The sequence below is a fragment of the Cupriavidus sp. 05N38 genome (assembly GCF_056397345.1).
Genome location: NZ_JBFTNF010000026.1, coordinates 57,306 through 78,909 on the forward strand (window position 1 = coordinate 57,306; position 21,604 = coordinate 78,909).

20 protein-coding genes are annotated in these 21,604 nt (G+C 69.4%); 13 read left to right on the forward strand and 7 right to left on the reverse strand.

Translation table 11 applies throughout. The annotated features are described in order from the left end of the window. Complete coding sequence (locus tag AC1DK4_RS19520; RefSeq protein WP_477131711.1) at positions 1–1,065, reverse strand: helix-turn-helix transcriptional regulator; 1,065 nt, start codon at positions 1,063–1,065, stop codon at positions 1–3. Between the two features lie 166 nt (positions 1,066–1,231). Here AC1DK4_RS19520 and AC1DK4_RS19525 point away from each other — a divergent pair, with 166 nt between their 5' ends. From AC1DK4_RS19525 to AC1DK4_RS19550, 6 genes are all read left to right on the forward strand, one after another. Continuing rightward, on the forward strand, positions 1,232–1,558 hold the full coding sequence (locus AC1DK4_RS19525) for a nucleotide pyrophosphohydrolase (protein ID WP_441643451.1): 327 nt from the start codon (positions 1,232–1,234) through the stop codon (positions 1,556–1,558). Between the two features lie 81 nt (positions 1,559–1,639). Beyond that, complete coding sequence (locus AC1DK4_RS19530) at positions 1,640–3,118, forward strand: M81 family metallopeptidase (protein WP_441649997.1); 1,479 nt, start codon at positions 1,640–1,642, stop codon at positions 3,116–3,118. Positions 3,119–3,270: 152 nt separating this feature from the next. Next, positions 3,271–4,341, forward strand: a complete 1,071-nt coding sequence (locus tag AC1DK4_RS19535; protein WP_441649998.1) for a WD40/YVTN/BNR-like repeat-containing protein — start codon at positions 3,271–3,273, stop codon at positions 4,339–4,341. Positions 4,342–4,396: 55 nt separating this feature from the next. Then, positions 4,397–5,347 carry a DUF72 domain-containing protein gene (locus AC1DK4_RS19540; RefSeq protein ID WP_441649999.1) on the forward strand — a complete coding sequence of 317 codons (951 nt, stop codon included), beginning with the start codon at positions 4,397–4,399 and terminating at the stop codon, positions 5,345–5,347. A 38-nt stretch (positions 5,348–5,385) separates the two neighbouring features. Continuing rightward, positions 5,386–6,816: an ATP-dependent RNA helicase DbpA gene (gene dbpA / locus AC1DK4_RS19545; protein WP_441650000.1), complete on the forward strand. Its 1,431-nt coding sequence runs from the start codon at positions 5,386–5,388 to the stop codon at positions 6,814–6,816. Positions 6,817–6,883: 67 nt separating this feature from the next. After that, the gene (locus tag AC1DK4_RS19550) at positions 6,884–7,732 is read left to right on the forward strand and encodes a PA4780 family RIO1-like protein kinase (RefSeq protein ID WP_441650001.1); all 849 of its coding nucleotides are present in this window, start codon (positions 6,884–6,886) and stop codon (positions 7,730–7,732) included. A 113-nt stretch (positions 7,733–7,845) separates the two neighbouring features. Here AC1DK4_RS19550 and AC1DK4_RS19555 read toward each other — a convergent pair whose 3' ends face one another. Beyond that, complete coding sequence (locus AC1DK4_RS19555; RefSeq protein ID WP_441650002.1) at positions 7,846–8,964, reverse strand: DUF2855 family protein; 1,119 nt, start codon at positions 8,962–8,964, stop codon at positions 7,846–7,848. A 30-nt stretch (positions 8,965–8,994) separates the two neighbouring features. Here AC1DK4_RS19555 and AC1DK4_RS19560 point away from each other — a divergent pair, with 30 nt between their 5' ends. The 4 genes from AC1DK4_RS19560 (at position 8,995) to AC1DK4_RS19575 (ending at position 13,107) form a co-directional block, all read left to right on the forward strand. Beyond that, entirely contained in the window at positions 8,995–9,678 is a 684-nt protein-coding gene (locus AC1DK4_RS19560) for a TetR/AcrR family transcriptional regulator (RefSeq protein WP_477131712.1), read from the forward strand. A 204-nt stretch (positions 9,679–9,882) separates the two neighbouring features. Next, complete coding sequence (locus AC1DK4_RS19565) at positions 9,883–10,326, forward strand: CBS domain-containing protein (RefSeq protein WP_477131713.1); 444 nt, start codon at positions 9,883–9,885, stop codon at positions 10,324–10,326. Between the two features lie 563 nt (positions 10,327–10,889). Beyond that, positions 10,890–12,380, forward strand: a complete 1,491-nt coding sequence (locus AC1DK4_RS19570; RefSeq protein WP_441650004.1) for an MDR family MFS transporter — start codon at positions 10,890–10,892, stop codon at positions 12,378–12,380. Between the two features lie 94 nt (positions 12,381–12,474). Then, a complete protein-coding gene (locus AC1DK4_RS19575; protein WP_441650005.1) occupies positions 12,475–13,107 on the forward strand; it encodes a glutathione peroxidase in 633 nt (210 codons plus the stop codon). On the opposite strand, the gene AC1DK4_RS19580 is transcribed toward AC1DK4_RS19575, so the two are convergent. Then, positions 13,091–14,377, reverse strand: coding sequence for an MFS transporter (locus AC1DK4_RS19580; protein ID WP_477131714.1), 1,287 nt, complete (start codon positions 14,375–14,377; stop codon positions 13,091–13,093). The two genes, AC1DK4_RS19575 and AC1DK4_RS19580, sit on opposite strands and share 17 nt — an antisense overlap. A 216-nt stretch (positions 14,378–14,593) precedes the next feature. Here AC1DK4_RS19580 and AC1DK4_RS19585 point away from each other — a divergent pair, with 216 nt between their 5' ends. Further along, on the forward strand, positions 14,594–15,538 hold the full coding sequence (locus AC1DK4_RS19585; protein ID WP_441650267.1) for a LysR family transcriptional regulator: 945 nt from the start codon (positions 14,594–14,596) through the stop codon (positions 15,536–15,538). An 84-nt stretch (positions 15,539–15,622) separates the two neighbouring features. Here AC1DK4_RS19585 and gstA read toward each other — a convergent pair whose 3' ends face one another. After that, a complete protein-coding gene (gene gstA / locus AC1DK4_RS19590) occupies positions 15,623–16,249 on the reverse strand; it encodes a glutathione transferase GstA (RefSeq protein ID WP_441650268.1) in 627 nt (208 codons plus the stop codon). Positions 16,250–16,402: 153 nt separating this feature from the next. On the opposite strand from gstA, the gene AC1DK4_RS19595 reads away from it, so the two are divergent. After that, the gene (locus AC1DK4_RS19595; protein WP_441650269.1) at positions 16,403–17,314 is read left to right on the forward strand and encodes a LysR family transcriptional regulator; all 912 of its coding nucleotides are present in this window, start codon (positions 16,403–16,405) and stop codon (positions 17,312–17,314) included. Positions 17,315–17,341: 27 nt separating this feature from the next. Here the strand turns inward: AC1DK4_RS19595 and AC1DK4_RS19600 are convergent, their stop codons facing one another. Beyond that, on the reverse strand, positions 17,342–18,235 hold the full coding sequence (locus AC1DK4_RS19600) for a LysR family transcriptional regulator (protein ID WP_477131715.1): 894 nt from the start codon (positions 18,233–18,235) through the stop codon (positions 17,342–17,344). 246 nt (positions 18,236–18,481) lie between these two features. On the opposite strand from AC1DK4_RS19600, the gene AC1DK4_RS19605 reads away from it, so the two are divergent. Then, entirely contained in the window at positions 18,482–19,345 is an 864-nt protein-coding gene (locus tag AC1DK4_RS19605; RefSeq protein ID WP_441650271.1) for a Rossmann-fold NAD(P)-binding domain-containing protein, read from the forward strand. Between the two features lie 16 nt (positions 19,346–19,361). On the opposite strand, the gene AC1DK4_RS19610 is transcribed toward AC1DK4_RS19605, so the two are convergent. Both AC1DK4_RS19610 and hydA read right to left on the reverse strand, forming a co-directional pair. Next, complete coding sequence (locus tag AC1DK4_RS19610; RefSeq protein WP_441650272.1) at positions 19,362–20,099, reverse strand: aspartate/glutamate racemase family protein; 738 nt, start codon at positions 20,097–20,099, stop codon at positions 19,362–19,364. An 81-nt stretch (positions 20,100–20,180) separates the two neighbouring features. Then, positions 20,181–21,596: a dihydropyrimidinase gene (gene hydA, locus AC1DK4_RS19615; protein ID WP_441650273.1), complete on the reverse strand. Its 1,416-nt coding sequence runs from the start codon at positions 21,594–21,596 to the stop codon at positions 20,181–20,183. Positions 21,597–21,604: the final 8 nt, after the last annotated feature.

A 21,604-nucleotide genomic window follows, 5' to 3' on the forward strand; every position in this document is an offset into this window, starting at 1 on the left:
CTAGTCCGCGCCAGGCACGTCCGCATAGGCGAGGCATGCCTGGCGGAGGTTCTCGGCGATCTCACGGCGCAGGTGCAGGGGCGACAGGATCTCGACCCGGGCCGAGCRCTCCATCAGCAGGTTGCGGAATTCGACGGAAGGAATGACCGTGGCGGTGAGGCGGAAGCCGCCTTCCTCCTCGAGGATCTCCTGGTCATCGGCCAGCTTTTGCTCGCGGAACAGGCTCTTGATCTCGTCATCCTCCCTGACGCGGAGCTCGACTTGCACCGGCGCTTCCGGGAAAAAGGAAAAGAACTGGTTGTGCCGGACATAGGCATCCAGGTCGAAGTCGGGGTCGGGCTCGCCGGGCATGTCGGTGCAGACGGCGGACACGAAGCGGTCGAGCCGGAGCTGGTAGCGCTTGAAGCTGCGGTTGCTGCGCATGCGGCTCGCGACGAGGTAGAGCACCGGCCCGCGCTCGACCAGCGCCAGCGGCACGACCGGATACTCGGCGGGCTTGTCGCTGTCCAGGCGGGAGTTCTGGTAGCAGACCGTCAGCACGCGGGTGGCATACAGCGCCTGGCGGATGGCGTCGAGGATCTCTTCGCGGATGGGAGGCGACCTGAGCGGATAGCCGGCGTCGATGCGGACCGTCTTGGTTGCCCAGGCGCGCGCGACCGCCAGCGTGGGATCCACCGGGCTCTCCTGCAAGACCTTGGCGGCGCCCGCGAAATAGTCCTCGAGCTGGCTGGTGACATGGCTGGGAAGGTGATTGGGCGCATGCCGCTGCAATGTCAGCAGGGCGATGGCCAGTTCCAGCGGCGGGCGCCGCGCCGTGCCCGGGATCGCCTTCCTTCCGGTGCGCCACCACTTCTTGTCGCGCGAGCGCCCTTCCTTGCCGACCAGGCCGTCGTCGCACATCCGGTCCAGCGCCCGGATGATCGTGTCGCGCTGCGGGGCCTGCTGTCCGTGGAGATTCTGCACCCTGGCGATCAGCTCCCCGGAGAAGATCCTTTCTTCCGGCCGGGCAGGCATGCAGGACAGGATATCGCTTTCGAGCCGGGGCCAGTTCGCCGAGGTCGCCATCTGAGCTACCGCCTATTCACTTTTTGGGGAGGCGCTATCGTAGCGGATCTGCGCATGATTTGCGCAGATGCCATGCTAGGGCACTCGGGCTTTCCGGGGCGGGCGGGGCCGTGCCGCGCAGGCGTGGTTCAATACCGTTCGACTTCATCGCATGCAGCAGACCACCATGATCCTGATCGATACCAAGAACCTCCAGCAGGCCGCCCGCGAATTCGGCGAGGCGCGGGGCTGGGGCAAGTACCACAGCCCCAAGAACCTGGCGATGGCGCTGAGCGTGGAAGCGGCCGAGCTGGTCGAGATCTTCCAGTGGAAGACCGAAGCCGAGTCGCGCGAGATCATGTCCACCGACGAGCGCGAACACGTGGAGCAGGAACTGGCGGATATCGCGATCTACCTGTCGCAGTTGCTGAACGCGCTCAACGTGGACCTGGATGCCGCGGTGAAGAAAAAGATGGAGATGAATGCACTGAAGTATCCGGCGAAGGAACAATAGGGCAACCTTTCGTCGCCCTCTTCTCCTTTATCTCCCTTATCTCCCGTACCTCCCTCAGCCCGGCCGGAGCAGCGCAACGCCATGAAGATCCTGATTGCACGCCTGAACCACGAGACCAACACCTTTTCGCCGGTGCCGACGCCGCTGTCGTCGTTCCATCCGCACTATGGCGAGGCGGCTTACCGGGCCAGCAAGGGCACGCGCACGGCCATCGGCGCGTTCATCGACCTGGCCGAGGCGGCGGGCGCGGAGATCGTGGTGCCGGTGTCGGCGGGCGCCAACCCGAGCGGGCGCGTGGCGGCAGACGCGTATACGGCCTTGTGCGACGCCATCGTCGGCGCGGCGCGGGGGTGCGATGCCGTGATGCTTGACCTGCACGGCGCGATGGTGGCGCAGAACAGCGACGACGGCGAAGGCGACCTGCTGGCGCGGCTGCGCGAGGTGCTGCCGCATGCGCCGGTCGCGGTGGCGCTGGACCTGCATGGCAACGTGACGCAGAAGATGATCGACCACGCCGATATCGCGGTCAGCTTCAAGACCTATCCGCACGTGGACATGTACGAGACCGGCGAGCATGCCGGCCGCCTGCTGCTGCGCATGCTGCGGGAGAAGACGCGCCCCGCCCTGGCATGGCGCCGCCTGCCGCTGGTCACGCACACGCTGCGCAGCAATACCGGCGAAGGCGCCATGCAGCGCGCCGTGGCGGCGGCACGCCAGGCAGAGGCGCACGGCATGCTGGCGGTGTCCGTGCTGGCGGGCTTCGGGCTGTCGGACATTGCCGCGCCGTGCCTGAGCGTGCTGGTGGTCGGCGACGACGCCGCCGGCGCGCAGGCCGCGGCGGACCGGATCGCGGCGCAGATCTGGCAGGAGCGCGCGGGCTTCGTCTACGAGAGCGAGCCGCTGGCCGCTTCGATCGCGCGTGCGGCGCAGCTTGCCGCGGCCGGTGGCAGCGGGCCGGTCCTGCTGCTCGATCACGGCGACAACTGCATGTCGGGCGGCACTTGCGACGACATGGCGGTGCTGCGCGAGGCGCTGCGCCAGGGCTTGTCCGGCATCGCGGCCGGGCCGGTGTGCGATCCGCAGGCGGTGGCCGCGCTGCTTGCGGCCGGCGTGGGCGCCAGCGTGTCGCTGGCGGTAGGCAACAAGGTGCCGCTGGACCAGCTTGGCATCGTGGGCGAGCCGCTGGCGCTGGATGGCCGCGTGGCCGCGATCAGCGATGGCGAGTACGTCATCTCGGGTCCCACCTATACCGGCCAGCGCATCCGCATGGGCCGCACGGTGCTGCTCGATACCGGCGCGGCGCAGGTGATGGTGACCGAAACCCCGCAGGAGCACTGGGACCTGGGCATCTTCACGCATATCGGCGTGGACCCGCATGCGCAGCGCTTCCTGCTGCTGAAATCGCGCATGTACTGCCGGCCGGTGTTCGTGCCGATCGCCCGCGCGGTGGTGGAGTGCGACGGCGGCGGCGTCACCAGTTCGCGCTATGCGCAGTTTCCGTTCGCGCGGCTGGCGCGGCCGGTGTATCCGATGGATATGGCCACGCACTGGCAGCCATAGGTGCACCCGGCGCCGCCGCGGCCGTTACAAAGTGCAATCGACCACGCATTTTGCCCAGGATTTCCTAAACTCCAAGACATTGGCAACCGCTGCCCGCAGCGAACGTGACGGCGCAACCGCTGGCGTTTGCCGGCCCTTGTGAGGAGTCCAGCATGAGCGACCGGCTTCTCGTTGGCACCGGCAAGGGCCTGTTCATGTGGCGGCGCGACGGTACCGGCGTGTGGCGGCAGGATGCCGTGCATTTTCTCGGCGCGCCGGTCAGCATGGCGATGGCCGATCCGCGCAACGGCACGCTCTATGCCGCACTCGGGCGCGGGCGGGGCGTGCGGCTGTGGCGGCGCCGGTTGCGCGACCCCGACTGGAATGGCTGCGCGTTGCCGGTCTATCCGCCGCAGCTGGTGTCGGGTGCCGGTCCGGGCGGCCTTGCCCTGCAGCGCATCTGGTCGATCGAGGCAGGCGGTGCCGACCAGCCGGGCGTGCTGTGGGCCGGCACCATGCCCGGCGGCTTGTTCCGGTCCGCCGACGGCGGCGGCACCTGGGTGTTGAACCAGCCGCTTTGGGGGCGCCCCGAGCGCCGGGCGTGGGCCGGCCACGGCTGCGAGGTGCCCGGCATCCATTCCATTTGCGTGGATCCGCATGACAGCCGCCATGTGACGATTGCGGTGTCGTGCGGCGGCGTATGGCAGACCCGGGACGGCGGGCTCGGCTGGATCTGCACCATCAGCGGCATGGCGGCGGCGCAGGACGAGCATGGCGTGCACCAGGACCCGCTGCGCATGGCGCAGTGCGCGGGTCATGCGCATGCCGTATGGGTGCAGCACCGGGGCGGCATGTATCGCTCCGGCGATGCGGGCGTGACGTGGCAGCGCTTGTCCGCGCGGCCGTCAAGCTTCGGGCTTGCCGTGGCGGCGCATCCGCGCCGTCCCAACACCGCGTGGTTCGTGCCGCTGGCCGCGGACAATTGCCGCGTGCCGGTGGAGGGCAGGCTGGTGGTCAACCGTACGCGCGACGGCGGGCGCAGTTTCGAGGCCTGCGACGATGGCCTGCCCGAGGCGCCGGTCTACGACATGGTGGACCGGCACGGCCTGGCGGTGGACGCCGGCGGCGAGCGCCTGGCTATGGGTTCCACCACCGGCAACCTGTGGCTGTCGGAGAATGGCGGCGATCGCTGGAAGCTGTTGACGGCGCATCTGCCGCCGGTGCATTGCCTGCGGTTTTTCTGATTGCTGCCCCTGATTCGTTCTTCTTGATTGCCTTTCCTCACAAGGATGCCCACGCATGGCGGAAGCAAGCGCAAAGAAAAGGAATACGGACGGCCTCGCCCGGGTCGGCATCGGTGGCTGGAACTTCGCGCCGTGGCGCGACAACTTCTATCCGGCGAAGCTGGTGCAGAGCCGCGAGCTTGCGTACGCCAGCCGCCACCTCACCGCCATCGAGATCAACAGCACGTACCACGGCACGCAGAAGCGCACGTCGTTCGCCAAATGGCGCGACGAGACGCCCGACGGTTTCGTGTTCTCGGTCAAGGCGTCGCGGTTCGCCACCAACCGCCGCGTGCTGGCGGAAGCCGGCGAGTCCATCGAGCGCTTCCTCGACAGCGGCATCGCGGAGCTGGGCGACAAGCTCGGGCCCGTCGTGTGGCAGTTCGCGCCGACCAAGCAGTTCGACGCCGGGGATTTCGAGGCCTTCCTCGCGTTGCTGCCGGATGCGGTGGAGGGGCGCAAGCTGCGCCACGTGCTCGAGGTGCGGCATGAAAGCTTCATGGCGCCGGACTATCTCAGGCTGGCGCGCAAATACAAGGCAGCCACCGTGTTTACGGACGCCGGCAAGTTTCCCTCGTTCGCCGACCTGACCGCCGATTTCGTCTACGCGCGGCTGATGTGCAGCAGCGAGACGCTCGAGACCGGCTACGCGCCCGGCGCGCTCGATGCGTGGGCCGGGCGCGTGGCGGCCTGGGCGGCGGGCGGCATGCCCGACGACCTGCCGCGCGTGGAGGAGACGGCGCCGGCCAAGCGCAAGCGCGAGGTCTTTGTCTTCTTTATCAATGGCGCCAAGGAACGGGCCCCCGCGGCGGCCGGTGCGCTGCTGGCCCGCCTGGGGTGGGCGCCACCGCCGTGGGATGAAGGCGGCAAGGCGGATGCGAAGGCCGGCACGAAGCCCACCGCGAAGGCCACCACGAAGCCTGCCACGAAGCCCGCCACGAAGGCTGCAGGCAAGGCCGGCGGCTAGGTCACATGAGGGAGGGCGCCAGCCCGCTATAATCCGGCATGAACTCAAGCCCCAACTCTTCCGCAGCGGCCGCGCCGTCCGCCGCTGCCGGCGCCTCTTTCTCCCGCTTGCCTCTCTCGCCTGCCACGCTGGCGACGCTTGAGCAACTTGGCTACCAGACCATGACCCCGATCCAGGCTGCCAGCCTGCCGGTCGCGCTGGCCGGCCAGGACCTGATCGCGCAGGCCAAGACGGGCAGCGGCAAGACCGCCGCCTTCGCGCTGGCGCTGCTCAACCGGCTCGACGCGCGCCGCTTCGACGTGCAGGCACTGGTGCTGTGCCCCACGCGCGAGCTGGCCGACCAGGTCACGCAGGAGATCCGCCGCCTGGCGCGCGCCGAGGAGAACATCAAGATCCTGACGCTGTGCGGCGGCTCGCCGATGCGCCCGCAGGTCGACAGCCTGGCGCATGGCGCACATATCGCCGTGGGCACCCCGGGCCGCATCATGGATCACCTGGAGCGTGGCACGCTGCAGCTGGGCGCGCTCAACACGCTGGTGCTCGACGAAGCCGACCGCATGCTCGACATGGGCTTCTTCGACGACATCGCGCACGTGGCGCGCCAGTGCCCCAAGGAGCGCCAGACGCTGCTGTTCTCGGCCACCTATCCCGAAGGCATCGCCAGGCTCAGCCAGCAGTTCCTGCGCAAGCCGCACGAGATCAAGCTCAAGGAGCAGCACGACGACAGCAAGATCCGCCAGCGCTTCTACGAGGTGGACGACAGCGAGCGCCTCAACGCGGTGGCGCTGCTGCTCAATCACTATCGCCCGGTCAGCACGCTGGCCTTCTGCAACACCAAGGCGCGCTGCCGCGACCTGGTGGAGCTGCTGCGCGCGCAGGGCTTCGAAGCGCTGGCGCTGCACGGCGAGCTGGAACAGCGCGAGCGCGACCAGGTGCTGGTGCAGTTCGCCAACCGCAGCTGCTCGGTGCTGGTCGCCACCGACGTGGCCGCGCGCGGCCTCGACATCGCCCAGCTCGAAGCAGTGATCAATGTCGACGTCACGCCCGATCCCGAAGTCTACGTGCACCGCATCGGCCGCACCGGACGCGCCGACCAGGACGGCATGGCGCTGAGCCTGGCGAGCATGAACGAGATGGGCCGCGTGGGCAATATCGAACAGCAGCTCAGCATCGAGATGGAATGGCAGCCGCTGTCCGCGCTCACGCCGGCCAGCAACGAGCGCCTGCTGCCGCCCATGGTCACGCTGCAGATCCTCGGCGGGCGCAAGGAGAAGATGCGCCCCGGCGACATCCTCGGCGCGCTCACCGGCGACGCTGGCTACACCAAGGAACAGATCGGCAAGATCAACGTGATGGAGATGTCCACCTACGTTGCGGTCGAGCGCAGCATCGGCCGCGAGGCGATGCGCAAGCTGAACGACGGGAAGGTCAAGGGCAAGCGCGTGAAAGTGCGCATGCTGACCGATTGAGCGCGGCGCCGGCATTGCGCTGCGCGCTGCACGCCGACGGCCCGCCCGGCCAGCGAGGCCCGTCCCGATGAAGACCCCGAAGCGGCTGCAGCCGCTGGTCGAGGACGGCCTCATCGACGAGGTGGTGCGCCAGTTGATGAGCGGCAAGGAAGCCACCGTCTACGTGGTGCGCTGCGGCCAGGAGATCCGTTGCGCCAAGGTCTACAAGGACGCCGCGCAGCGCAGCTTCCGCCAGGCCGCGACCTACCAGGAAGGGCGCAAGGTCAAGAACAGCCGCCAGGCGCGCGCGATGGAAAAGGGCACGCGCTATGGGCGCAAGGTAGCCGAGGAGGCCTGGCACAACGCCGAAGTCGACGCGCTGTACCGGCTCGCCGCCGCCGGCGTGCGCGTGCCGAAGCCGCACCTGTGCTTCGAGGGCGTGCTGCTGATGGAGCTGGTGGTGGATGCCGGCGGCAACGCCGCGCCGCGGCTGAACGACGTGGCGCTGAGCGAAGACATGGCGCTGGCGTTCCACGCCGCGCTGATCGAGCAGGTGGTGCGCATGTTGTGCGCCGGCGTGGTGCACGGCGACCTGTCCGAATTCAATATCCTGGTGGATGCCGAGGGCCCGGTCATCATCGACCTGCCGCAGGCGGTGGACGCCGCCGGCAACAACGATGCCAGCGTGATGCTGGAGCGCGACGTGGACAACCTCGCGTTCTATTTCAGCCAGTTCGCGCCGGCGCTCGGCGACACGCAATACGGCAAGGAGATCTGGGCGCTCTACCAGGCCGGCTTGCTGCATCCGGGCATCAAGCTGACCGGGCGCGTGGCGATCGATGACAGTCCGGTAGACGTGGAAGCCGTGCTGCAGGAAGTGGAAGACGTGCGCCTCGAAGAAGAGGCGCGRCAGCGTTATCTGCAGAGCGCCGAGTAAGGACAAGGGCGCGCGCGATAAACCAGGCCGGCAGGCCTGGCCCGGCGCGCACGGTCCGTCAACCGGCATCAAGCCAGCATCAGCCCGGCATCAGCCCGGCATCAAGCCCGGCATCAAGCCAGCCGCACCACATACCCCGCCCGCGGCTCGCTGGCCCCCGCCACCAGGCTCGCGATCCTCTCCTGCGCGGCGCCGAAGCCCTGCTCCTCGACCAGCGTCAGCCAGCCGTTCGCCGGTGCCTTCACGTGGTCGATGAACTTGCGCTGCGCGGCGTTGAAGCGCTGGTTCACGCCTTCGGGTCCCCACTCGGCATTGCGCTTGCGGATCTGCACCGGCGCGAAGTAGAACTCGGGTTTGGGGCCGGGCAGCCCGGTATCGCGCAGGAAGCCGGTGTTCTGCGCGGAGCCGGCGAAGCAGTCGTAGGCCAGCGCGCTGCCGAAGTGACGGTGCACGCGTGCGCGCAATGCCTCGTCGCCGGAGAAATCCACGTAGAGCGTCGGCGCGTCGGCCGGCAATGTTTCCAGCGCGTCGTAGCCGACCACCTCCCGGTAGCAGCCGAGCCCCTCGACGAAGGCGCGGTTGCGCCCGGAGGTGATCGCCGCCAGCGAGATGCCGGGGATATCGCGCAGGCAGAAGGCGGTACCGTAGGCGGTCTTGCTGGAGGCGCTGGATACCACCAGCCGCGTGGCGCCGAAGAAGCGGTTGTCCTCGAGGAAGTCCGCCAGCATGAAGGATGTGATGAACAGCGGCCGGTACAGCATCTGGTGGTTTTCCAGTTCGGGCGCGTAGGCGGCGTCGTTGCTCACGCGGGTGTACTGGTTGTACGCGGAGGTCAGCGTCCTGCGGTGTTCGCTGGCATCGTAGAAGCCGCGCGCGGTGACGCGCTCGGGCTGCATGCGGATATGGCTGGCGATGGGAAAGTAGCCGTAGAAGCGCTCGCCGGCCGCCACGCCCGGCACTTGCGAGTCCACCACATCCGCGAAGCCCCAGACCGGCATGTGGCCCCAGTCCTGCTGTCCGGTCGGGAAGAACTGCCAGTAGTTCATGGCCTCGCCGAAGGCGGCGTAGGTGATGTTGTTGGTGGTGAGCGCGAAGCGGTCGATCTTCAGCAGCACTTCGCCCGGCGCGGCGGCGGCGCTTTCCTGCCGCGCTTCCAGGCGGCTTTCGTTTAGGGCATCCTTGCGTGTCAGCAGGCGGGTCACCTTGAGCGCCTGGTCCGTGTTGTCTTGCATCTTGTCTCCTTTCTTGTTCCTTCGAGGCCGATGACATCAATGTATCGCCGCAAGCCGGCGGCCGGGTTCGGAAACGCGGATGCGGCACCCGGCCCGGCGCAGGCGCCCGCCCGGCCGCTGAAACGCCCGTCCCAGCAGCGTGCGCGCTTTACCGTGAATGCCATTTACGAGGCTTTTGTTCGGATATGGCGCGCGCGCGGCTGGGATGGCGTGACCACGCGCGCGGTGGCGCTGGAGGCGGGCTGTTCGGTCGGCACGCTGTACGAGTATTTCCCCAACAAGGAGGCCCTGCTGTCCGGCTTTGTGCGGCACACCATCGAGCTGCTGCTGGCCCGCATCGACGCGGAGGCAGCCAGCGCGCCGGGGCTGGACTGGCGCGCGCGGGTGGCCCGGCTGGCGCGCCTGACGTGTGGCGCGGACGATGCCGTGCCGGATGCCTTCGACCACGAGATGCTGATGCTCGAGGCGCGCATCGCCGAGCCCAAGCACCATCGCCGCGTGTTCGACGAGTTGAACGCGGCATGGCTGCGCGCGCTGGCGGCGTGCCAGGACCTGCCGCGCCAGCCGGATGCCGCCACCGTGCAAAGCCTGCTGCAGGCGCTCTGGGGAGCGCGCCGTTATCGCCTGCTCCTGGGTGCATGCGCGCCCGCGCAGACCGCGTGGGCAGCCCAGATGGAGCGGCTTTGCCTGCTTGCGCTGGGTGATGCGCCGTAGCGGGCGCGGCCGTGCCCGTGCCTCACGAGACCACATTCTGGTCTGCATAGTTTTTACAAAGATTCGTGTGCGTCACCCTGTAAGCCGCGCGCCGCTAGTGCTAATCTGAAGGCGAGACGCCGCGGTGCACCAGCGCCCGGCCGAACACTCCCGCCAGCGCGCGGGCGGAGTTGCAAATCCTTCGGACGGAACAAGGAGTGGGTGATGAAATCTGCACGTCAGGTTCTGGAATCAAAGCCGACCCAGGCTATCTTCAGCATTGCTCCCAACGCCACTGTTTATGCTGCGCTGCAGCTGATGGCGGAGAAAGGCATCGGCGCGCTGCTGGTGATAGAGCGTGGCGATATCGTTGGCATTCTCAGCGAACGTGACTATGCGCGGAAGGTGATCCTGATGCAGCGTACGTCGCGCGAAACCTTTGTGCGGGACATCATGACGTCGGCCGTGATCTATGTGCGCGCCGACCAGAGCACCGACGAATGCATGGCGCTGATGACCCAGCATCGCATGCGTCACCTGYCGGTCATGGACGGCAGCCACCTGGTGGGCATGCTGTCCATCGGCGACCTGGTGAAGGACATCATCTCCGAGCAGAAATTCATCATCGAGCAGCTCGAGCACTACATCTCCGGAAGCGTGCATCCATAGGCCGGCGCCTTCCTGTTCAGCCGGGCGGCCGCTGCGAAGCGGTCGCCGCCGGCTGAACCGCCCGGACCCGTCCGCCCGAGGCCACATCCGGAGCGGCCACGCATCGGCGCCACGCTGAAGTGAGTACGCCGCGTTCATGCGCGAAAAACCCTCCAATTCCGGCCAACCGGCATTTATCGTTCCATAACGAGCCGCCGCGACCGCCTACTTCCCGCTTTTCCTGGCTCAAATTCCGACTTAGCGGCGCACTCGATATTCAGTATCCGCATATAATTATGCGTTCACTGAATTCGGCCAGCCCCGGGCCGTGCAGGGCGGCCGGATCTTGCTTGCGGCCTTCTTCATCCAGCGCGCAGCACCGGGTACGCAAAAATCTCAGTTGTATCCGATTTTGTGGTCATGTTTCCCGCTGTACGCTGGCAAATCGCGTGAGTTGCCTGTCGTTTGGTGCAACGTTGGCCGCTCAAGCCTACGTGCCCCCGCCGCTCCCGATGTCCGCTTCCGCTTCTTCATCTGCATCCGCTTCTGCGACCGCCACCCCCGCCCTGAGCCATCAGGACATCATGCGCGTCATCGGCGGAATCATCCTGTGCATCCTGCTGGCCGCGCTCGACCAGACCGTGGTGATTCCGGCGGTGCCGGCCATCGCCAGTGACCTGAACGGCTTCGGGCATTTGTCGTGGATCGTCACCGCGTACCTGATCACGTCTACGGTGTCCACGCCGCTCTACGGCAAGCTGTCCGACAACTACGGCCGGCGGCGCCTGCTGATGCTGGCGATCGGGCTCTTTATCCTGGCTTCGGTGGCCTGCGCGATGGCGGCTTCGCTGGAGCAGCTGATCCTGTTCCGCGCCTTGCAGGGCATCGGCGGCGGCGGCCTGATGTCGCTGGCGCAGGCGGCGATCGCGGATGTGGTGGCGCCGCGCCAGCGCGGACGCTACCAGGGCTACCTGGCCACGGTGTGGGCGGTGGCGTCGATCGCCGGGCCGCTGGTGGGCGGCTGGACCTCGGATCACTTGTCCTGGCGCTGGCTGTTCTGGATCAATGTACCGCTCGGCGTGCTGGCGATGTTCATGTGCCACCGGGGCCTGAGCCAGCTGCAGGCGCGCGGCGGGTCGGCGCGGGTGGACTGGGGTGGCGCGCTGCTGCTGACGGTATCCATCGTGGCCTTCCTGCTGGCGATGAGCTGGGGCGGCGACGTCTATGACTGGATATCGCCGCAGATAGCCGGGCTGGCGCTGCTGGTGGCGGCCGCGCTGGCCGGGCTGGTGTGGCAAGAGCGCCGCGCGGCGGATCCGATGCTGCCGCCGCGCCTGTTCGGCAACCGGGCCTATGTGCTGGGCGTGGCGGCTTCCGCCATGGCGGCGCTCAATATCTTCCTGTGCATCTTTGCGCTGCCGCTGCATTTCCAGCTGGTGCGCGGCGCCGATGCCTCGCAGTCGGGCCTGCTGGTGGTGCCCTTCCTGCTTGCCACGGTGGGCGGCAACTTTATCGTGGCCGCGCTGGCGCCGCGCCTGGGCCGCATGCGCGGCATCCTGACCGGCGGCTATATCGCGGCGGCGCTGGGCCTGCTGGGACTGGTGGCGGTCTCGCCCGCCACGCCGCTGGCGATGGTGCTGCTGGCGATGATGGTGGCCGGCGTGGGCCTGGGCATGGCCATGGTCGGCACGCTGATGACCGTGCAGAACGTGCTGGAACGCCGCGATACCGGCGCCGGCACCGGCGCGCTGCTGGTGCTGCGCTCGCTGGGCAGCGCCTTTGGCGGCGCGCTGGCGGGCACCCTGCTGACGCTTTCGTTCCACAACGCGCTGCACGCATCCGGCGTGACGCAGGCGCTGGACCTTGGCGCGCTGCGGCATGGCAGCGAGGCGCTGGCCCGCCTGTCGCCCGCCGTGCGCGGCATGCTGACGGACGGTGTCGAGTCCGGCTTCCGGCTGATCTTTGCGGTGGGCACGCTGGCCGCGCTGCTGGCGCTGGTCATCGTGCGGCGCATGCCGGACGTGGAACTGCGCAGCAGCGTGACCGAGCACGCGGCCACGCTGGCGATGGAGTAAAAAGTGCTATCCGCGCAGCCGCCGCTCCGGGCCTGCGCATCCATTCCGTTGCCGACGGCGTAAACTACGGACAACCCACTCCGGAGTGTCCTCCATGCGCCGTTCTTCCGCCCAGCGCCAGCGCGCCCTGCGATTCACCGCCGTGTCCGGCGCGCTGGCCCTGGCCGCCGCCGCGGCCGTCGTGAGCCCGCGCCCCGCGCGCGCTGCCGATGCGCCCGCGGCCGCAACCCAGCCGGCGGGCGCCTGCCCGGCTTCGCTCAATTTCAAGTTCCCGCGCCTGCAGGACGAAGCGCCGCAGAATCTCTGCCAGTACGCCGGCAAGGTGGTGGTGGTGGTCAACACCGCCAGCTACTGCGGCTTCACCCCGCAATACGAAGGGCTGGAGGCGCTCTACGCGAAGTACCGCGAGCGCGGCCTGGTGGTGCTGGGCTTCCCCTCCAACGATTTCTCGCAGGAGCCCGGCTCCGCCAAGGAGATCGCGGACTTCTGCTACAACACCTACGGCGTGAAATTCCCGATGCTGGGCAAGTCGCACGTGCGCGGCAGCGAGGTCAATCCCATGTACGCGCTGCTGGCCAGGCAGTCCGGCACCACGCCGAAGTGGAATTTCTACAAATACCTGATCGACCGCAACGGCCAGGTGGTGGCCAGCTTCAACAGCATGACCAAGCCCGACGACAGGGAATTCGTCGGCAAGATCGAGCAACTGCTCAGCGCCACGCGCTAGCGTCGGCCAGCCCGCGGGTCAGCGCGGCGTGGGCCAGCAGGTTGAGCACGGCAAAGCCGATGGCGGCCAGGCACACCGCGCTCCAGCCCCCCGCGGCCCAGGCGGCGCCGGCCGCCAGCGCGCCGCTTGCCCCGCCCACGAAGAAAATCCCGACGAACAGGCCGTTGAGGCGCCCGCGCGCGGACGCGTCCAGCAGATTGATCTCGCGGCGGCCGAAGGTCTGGTCGGCGGTCACGCCGGCGTCCAGCACCATGGCGGCAATCACCAGCATGCCGATGGCGGCGACGGCATGGCTGCCGGCATCGAAGCCGAACCAGCCACCGCCGGCGGCACCCGCCAGCAGCAGCGCGGCCAGCACCGCCAGTTGCGCCGCGCGGGTGCCGGCGTGGCCATGGCCGCGGTCGGCGAGGCGGCCGGCCAGCGGCGCCGCCACCGCTCCCGTCGCGCCGGCCAGCGCGAACAGCGCGAGGCCGTGGCTGTCCAGCGCGAACGGCGGCTGGGCCAGCCGCAGCGCCACCGCGGTCCAGAACGCGCTGAACGCCGCCATCGACAGCGCCGCCGTCAGCGCGTGCTGGCGCAGCACGCGCTGGCCGCGCAGCAGATGCCACATCGAGCCGATCAGGGCGGCGTAACGGTGGCCGCCATCCGGCTGGCGGCGCGGCAGCCAGCGCAGCAGCACCGCCGCCAGCAACGCGTCCAGGCCCGCCAGCACGGCGTAGCACGTGCGCCAGCCGCCGGCGCCGGCCAGCAGGCTGGCCAGCGGGCGCGATAGCAGGATGCCCAGCATCAGCCCGCTCATCACATTGCCCACCGCGCGCCCGCGCTGCGCCTCGGGCGCCATCAGCGCGGCCAGCGGCACCAGCATCTGGATGGCGCAGGATGCCGCGCCGGCCGCCCACACCGCCACGAAGAACACCGTGCCTGACCAGGCCGATGCCGCCAGCGCCAGCATCGCCGCGCACAGCAGCAGGGTGCCGGCCACCAGGCGGCGGTTCTCGAACAGGTCCGCCAGCGGCACCACCAGCAGCAGGCCCGTGGCGTAGCCGAGCTGCGGCAGCGTCGCCACCAGCCCGCGCCACGCGGGCGGCAGGCCGAGCGCGGCGCCGACCGGGCCGGTCAGCGGCTGGGCGGCGAACAGGTTGATGACCATCACGCCGACGGCGGCGGCAAAGAACAGCGTCAGCGGGCCGGTCAGCCGGGGCAAGGCGGGGGTGGCGGTCGCCGTGGCCGGCGCGTCGGGCGATTCGATCATGGAGGCGGGGCAAGACATGACATCTCCGGCGGTGGCGCTTGCCAGCGCGCCATCCGGCGTGGCGCCGGGCGGTCGGCAAGCTCGAGCAGCCAATGCTAGGATCACGGCATCCATGCGGCAATTGAAATATCTGGATAATCTTTATGCGAATTTGTTTGGGCATCCGGTATTGCGCGCCGGACCACGTTCCTTGCCCTCTCCGTCCTCCTCGCTCGCCTCGTCCTGGACCCCGCCATGAACACGCGTGACATAGAAGCCTTTATCGCCGTGGTGGAAGCGGGCTCGATGGTCCGGGCCGCCACCCGCCTGCACCTGACCCAGCCGGGCCTGACGCGCCGCGTGCAGAGCCTGGAGGCCCTGATCGGCGTGGCCCTGCTGGACCGCCAGGCCAAGCCGCTGCGGCCGACGGCCGCCGGAGAGGAAGTCTACGAACTCGGCAAGCGCGTAATGCTGGCCACCGATGACCTGATGTCGCGCGCCGCGCGTGGCGCCGAGGTCGTGGGCGAACTGCGCCTGGGGGTGCCGCCCTTCCTCTCGGACATGGCGCTGGACCGCCCCATCGACCGCCTGCGCGAGCAGTTTCCCCGGCTCACCGTGCGCGTGACGGCGGGTTGGTCGCCGGGTTTGCTGGAGCAGGTGGAAGCTGCGCGCATCGATGCCGCCGCGCTGCTGCTGCCCGAAGGCGTGATGCCGCCGGCCCATCTCACGGCGCGCGAACTGGGCCGCTACACCACGCTGGTGGTGGCCGCGCGCGACGTGGCGGTGCCCGCGGGCGGCGTGAGCCTGCGCGAGTTGTCCGCGCATGCGTGGGTGCTCAACCAGGACGGCTGCGGCATGCGCTCGGCGCTGCGCCACGCGCTGGACGCCGCGCACCTGCCCTTCAACGTGGCGGTGGAAGCGTTCGGCGCGGAGTTGCAGCTGTCGCTGGTGGCGCGCGGCATCGGCATCGGCGCGGTTACGCCGGAGGTGCTGGCGCGCAGCGCGCATCGCGACGCGGTGCAGGTGATCGGCGTGCGCGACTTCCAGGCCGGCCTGACCGCGTGGCTGCTGCACGCGCCGTTGCCGCGCCGGCTGGGCGCGCCCGTGGGGCTGCTGTTCGACGCCTTGCGCGAGGAGATCGCCGCGGCAGCCACGGCAGTGGCGCACGAGGAAAGCGGGCACGATTCCGGCGCCGCCTGACCGGCCTGCCGCCCCTCCCCGCGGCGGCAGCCTGATGCGGCCTGATGTAGCGCTGATGTAGCGCCGCTGTAGCGCCGAAGCGGCTCAGTCGCGCGCCAGCCCTTCGGCCACCAGCGCCTCATGCACCCCGGGCCGCGCCGCCACGCGCGACAGGTAGGCCTGCAGCGCGGGATACGGGTTGAGTGGCATGTGCAGGATGCTGGCCCAGTTGACGATGGCAAAGCAGTACGCGTCCGCCACGCCGAACTGCTTGCCGGCGAGGTAGTCGCGCGTCGCCAGGTGGCGGTCCAGCTCGGCGAAGCGCAGCGCCAGCTTGGCCTTGCACGCTTCGCGCGTGCTGTCGGCGGTTTCCTTGTGCCACAGCCACGGGCTGAAGACCTTGTGCAGCTCGGTGGAGATCAGCGTGAGCCAGCCTGTCGCCTCCAGCCGCGCCTGCGTGCCGGCGGCCGGCAGCAGCGCGCTGGCCGGCGCGAGGTCCGCCACGTATTGCAGCAGCGAGGTGGCTTCGGTGTGGCGCGAGCCGTCGTCCAGTTGCAGCACCGGCACGTAGCCGCGCGGGCTGACCGCGTAGAAATCGGTGTTGCCATTCTCCGGCTCGGCCAGCTTGTGCGTGGCCAGGTCCACCCTGGCGAGCGTGAAAGGCAGGCCGGCTTCGCGCAGCGCGATATGGACGGCGAGCGAGCAGGCGCCGGGAGTGTAGTAGAGCTTCATCGGGTTTCCTTTGGGTCTTCGGGTTGCCTTCGGGTTTCTCAGGTTCTGGCGCCACAACTTGTCGCGACCGTGCAGGCAGTCTAGGATTGCGCATGTGCAATCGCAATGCGCGCGACTGCAAGTCATGACTGCAGGATTGCAATGGCGGTGCTTATGCCCACTCCCTATCAGCTGTCTTCCCCCGATCTCGACATCGTGCTGGCGCTGGTGCGCTGCTCGACCCTGGCCGAGGCCGGCCGCCGGCTCGGGCTCGATGCCTCCACCGTGTTCCGCGCCTTGCAGCGCATCGAAAAGGGCCTGGGCCGGCGCCTGTTCGAGCGCAGCCGCGCGGGCTACCTCGCCACCGAGCTGGCGCAGCAGTTCGCCCAGCACGCCGAGCGCATCGAGGCCGAGCTGGAAGCGGCCCGCGCGCATGCCTCGGTGACCGCGGGCACGGTGTCTGGGCTGGTGCGCATCACCACCACCGACACCGTGCTGCACGGCATGGTGCTGCCCGCGCTGGCGCCGCTCGGACGCGCCCATCCCGGGCTGAGCTTCGAGCTGATCGCCACCAACGAGCTGGTCAGCCTGACCCGGCGCGATGCCGACATCGCCGTGCGCGCCACGCGCCAGCCGCCCGACCACCTGATCGGCAGGCGCCTTGGTCCCCTGCGCGTGGCGGTGTTCGCCTCGCGCGACCTGCTCGCGGCGGCGGGCGTGAGCGTGCCGGAGGACGGCGCGGGCGTCGATCTCGCGGCGCTCGCCACCTTGCCCTGGGTCGCGCCCGACGAAGCCATGCCCGATCATCCTTCCGTGCGCTGGCGCCGCAAGCACCTGCCGCGCGTGGCGCCGCAGTACCGCGTCAACAGCATCGCCGGCGTGGTCGAGGCCATCGAAGGCGGGCTCGGCGCCGGCATCGTCTCGCTGATGATCGGGCGGCGCAGCGGCAAGCTGGTGGCACTCAGCGGCCCGCTCGACGAATGCGAGACCGACCTGTGGCTGCTGACCCATCCCGAATCGCGCCACCTGCGCCGCATTGCCACCGTGGTCAGCCACCTGGCGGAGCATGTGAGGCTGGACGAATAGGCGCCGCGCAGCGCAAGCCCTGCAGGCCTACGATGCCGCCACCGCGGCAGGAATGGCGCTGGCCAGGAAATCGTAGACGGTGCGGATGCGCGCGCTGCCGCGGATCTCGCGGTGCACGGTGAGCCAGACCGGTAGCGGCGGGATCGGCAGCGCCGGCAGCACGGTGCGCACGCGCGCATCGCCGGCGACGAGATAGCGCGCGGCGAAGCCCACCCCGAGGCCGGCGCGTATCGATTGCCACAGCACGATATCGTCGTCGCTGCGCACGCTGAACGCGTCGCGGGTGATCTCCAGGCCCGTGCCGCGCAGGCCGCGCACGATGGTGTCGTCGCGGTCGTAGCCGATCAGTTCGTGGCGCAGCAGGTCGCGCGCCGTGCGCGRCACGCCCTTGCGGCGCAGATAGTCTTCATGCGCGCAGGCGCACAGCGCCAGCGACGCAACCTTGCGCGCGATCAGCGAGGCCTGGCTGGGCCGCACCATGCGGATGGCAATGTCGGCCTCGCGCCGCAGCAGGTTGCTGACTTCGTTGGACGACACCACCTCGATGGCCAGTTGCGGCTCGCGCAGGCGCAGGTCCGCCAGCAGCGGCGGCAGCAGGTAGCTGGCCACCACGCGGCTGGCCGATACGCGTATGGTGCCGGCGATGCCCGCATCGCTGCCGGCCAGCGCGCGCGCCACCGCGTCGGCGCCTTCCTGCATGGCGCGCGCGTGTCCGGCAATGGCGCGCGCCGCATCGGTGGGCCGCAGGCCGTGGCCCGTGCGCTCGAACAGCGGCACGCCGAGCTGCGCCTCCAGTTGCGCCACATGGCGCCCGAGCGTGGGCTGGCTGCTGGCGAGCCGGCGCGCCGCGCCCAGCAGGCTGCCGCATTCCATCACCGCCAGGAAGGAGCGCATCAGCGTCCAGTCGAATTCATCCGCCACCCGGTTTGCTCCTTGAGCGATGCCGCGCCGCGCCCGGCGACGCTATTCAAAATTGCATTCGCGGATTGCGAAGTCATGCAATTGTGGAGTCATCGCACCCCGCGCACAATAGCCTGCATCGGACCCGGCGGGAGCACGATGCGACCGGCGCAACATGGAGAACGTCATGAGCAAGACCGTGCTGATCCTTGGCGCCAACGGCCGGCTGGGCCGGACCCTGGTGGACGCCTTCGCCGGTCCCGCCAGGTGCTGGCGCAGGCGCGCCGGCCGCTGGCGGGACCGGTGCCGCCGGCGGTGCGGGCGCTGGACTTCGACGTGACGCAGACCGCGCGACTGGCAGCGGCGGCGCACGGCGCCAGCGTGGTGATCAACGCGCTCAACCCGGCCTATACCGAATGGGCGCGGCACGCTGCCGCGCTGGCACGCGCCGCCGAGGAAGTGGCGCTGGCGCTCGACGCCCTGCTGATGTTTCCCGGCAATGTCTACAACTTTGGAGAATCGATGCCGCCGCTGCTGCGCCCGGACACCGCGCAGCGGCCCACCGCACGCAAGAGCAAGATCCGCCACGACATCGAGGCGGCCATGCGCGAACGCACGCCGGCGTTGCGCAGCGTGGTCATCCGCGCCGGCGATTATTTCGGCGGCCCGGGTCGCGGATCATGGATGGACCTGGCGATCGCCAGGTCGCTCGGCCAGGGCAAGGTGGTCTACCCGGGTCCGCGCGACCGCGCACATGCCTGGGCCTACCTGCCGGACCTGGCGCAGGCCTTTGTCGCCGTGGCCACGCGCCACGCGACGCTGCGCGGCCACACGGTGCTGCATTTCGCGGGGCATACCTTGACGGGCGACGAACTGGTGGCCGCGTTGGGCGATGCCGGCGGCCTGCGGCAGCCGCCGCGCGTGGGCGGCATGCCGTGGTGGCTGATCCGCGCCGGCGCCGCGCTGGTGCCGATGTGGCGCGAGCTTGCCGAGATGGCCTACCTGTGGAAGGTGCCGCATGCCATGGACGGCAGCGCGCTGGACGCGCTGGTGGGCGCGCTGCCGCGCACCCCGCTCAGGCAGGCACTGCGCACGAGCCTGGACCAGCTCGGCCTGCGCGCGGCGGCGTAGCGCAAGCGACGCGGGCTCAGTCCAGCATTGCCGCCAGCGTCGGCGGCAGTCCGCGGTTGGGCTTGCGCGGCGGGCGCGCGAAGCTGCCTTCGGTGGCGCCGGCCGGCGCCAGTGCGACCAGGCTTTCGCAATGCCGGATCGCGCTCGATACGCCGTCCACCACCGGCACCGGGATGCGGTCCTTGAGCGTGCGCGCCAGCCCCGCCAGCGGCGCGCCGGCCACGATGATCACGTCGGCGCCGTCCTCGCGCACGGCCTGCAGGCTCAGTTCTTCCAGCCGCGCGGCGTGGTCCTCCTGCACGCTGCCGATATCGCGCAGCGGTTGCTGCAGCGAACGCACGCTGGCCAGCCGCGAGGACAGGCCATTGGCCGCGACGCACTCGCGGTACCACGCCTCGATACGGTGCGAGATCGCGATGATGGAGAAGCGCTGCCCGAGCAGGCAGGCGCTGGCAAGCGCCGCTTCGGTCATGCCCACCACCGGCACATTGCACAACTCCTTCAGCCCCGCCAGGCCAGGATCGCCGAAGGCCGCCACCACCACGCCGTCGAACTGGCCCTGGTGCGCGGCGACTGCGCATGCGGTGGCGTAGCCGCCCACCAGCGCTTCGAAGCGCGTCTCGATATAGGCCACGCCGAACTGCGCCGTGGCCATCGCCAGGGCCGTGCCGGGCGACGCCGAGCGCGAAGCCTCCGCATGGATCAGCGACGTCACGCTCTCGGAGATATTCGGGTTCACAACAAGAATTCGCATGATGATGCTCGAACAGGGAATACGAAGATCCGACGCCGCCAGGGGCGTCGGCACGACCTCGGGTGCGCGGCCGGCGACGGCTCAGTCCAGCAGCGGCGCGCCGGCTTCGAGGAAGCGGCCGCGGCCGGGTTGCGGCTCGAGATAGACGCCGTCCTCGACCAGCATCTCGCCGCGCGACAGGCAATGCACCGGCCAGCCGGTCACCTCGATGCCTTCGTACGGTGTGTAGTCCACCGCGTGGTGCAAGGCGCTGTTGGCGATGCGCACCTTGCGTTGCGGATCCCACAGCGCGATATCCGCATCGGCCCCCACCGCGATCGTTCCCTTGCGCGGATACAGGCCGTACAGGCGCGCCGGCCGGTAGGAGGTGAGTTCGACGAACTGGTGCAGCGAGAGCTTGCCCCTGGCCACGCCGTCGAACAGCAGCGGCAGGCGCGTTTCGATGCCGGGCACGCCGTTGGGGATGTGGTCGAACGGCTGCGCCTGCCCGCCGAGCTTCTTGCCCTGCGGATCGTCGTAGCTGAACGGTGCGTGGTCCGAGGAAAACACGCTGAACACGCCGTTGACCAGCGCGCGCCATACCGCGGCCTGGTTCTCGGGGTCGCGCGGCGGCGGGCTGCACACGCACTTGGCGCCCTCGTAGCCATCGTCGCCCGGCAGGCCCATGTCCTCGGCGGTGAGGTACAGGTACTGCGGGCAGGTCTCGGCCAGGATCTGCAGTCCCCTGCCCTGTGCCCAGCGGATCTGCTCGATCGCTTCCTTGCCGGACACGTGCACGATCAGGATCGGCACGTCGACCAGTTCGGCGAAGGTGATGGCGCGGTGCGTGGCTTCGCGCTCGACCAGCGCCGGGCGCGCCATGCCGTGGAAGCGCGGCGAGATGCGCCCTTCCCCGACCAGCTTCTCGGTCAGCCACGAGATGCAGTCCGCGTTCTCGGCGTGCACCATCACCAGGGCATTGTTCTGCTTGGCCACGTCTAGCACATCGAGCATCTCGCGGTCGGAGAGCTTGAGGTCGTCGTAGGTCATGTAGACCTTGAACGAGGTGTAGCCCTGGCGGATCAGCGCGGGCAGTTCGTGCTGCAGCACGTGCGGGGTGGGATCGGCCACGATCAGGTGGAAGCCGTAGTCGGCCACGGCGCGGCCTTCGGCGCGGCGGTGGTAGTCGGCCACCGCGGCCTTGAGCGAGCCGCCCTTCTCCTGCGCCGCGAACGGGATCACGGTGGTGGTGCCGCCGCATACGGCGGCGCGCGTGCCGGTGAAGAAATCGTCGGCCATGCGCATGCCGTCGGGCATCGGCTGGTCGAGGTGGCAATGGCCGTCCACGCCGCCGGGCAGCGCGAGCAGGCCGCTCGCATCCAGTTCGCGCGCGCCGCGCGGCAGGCCGCTGCCGAGCATGGCGATGCGGCCGTCGCGCACGCCGATGTCGCAGGTGAAGCGGTCGGCGGCCGTGACCACGTCGGCGTTGCGGATGACCAGGTCGAGTGCGGTTTCCATGGTTTCTC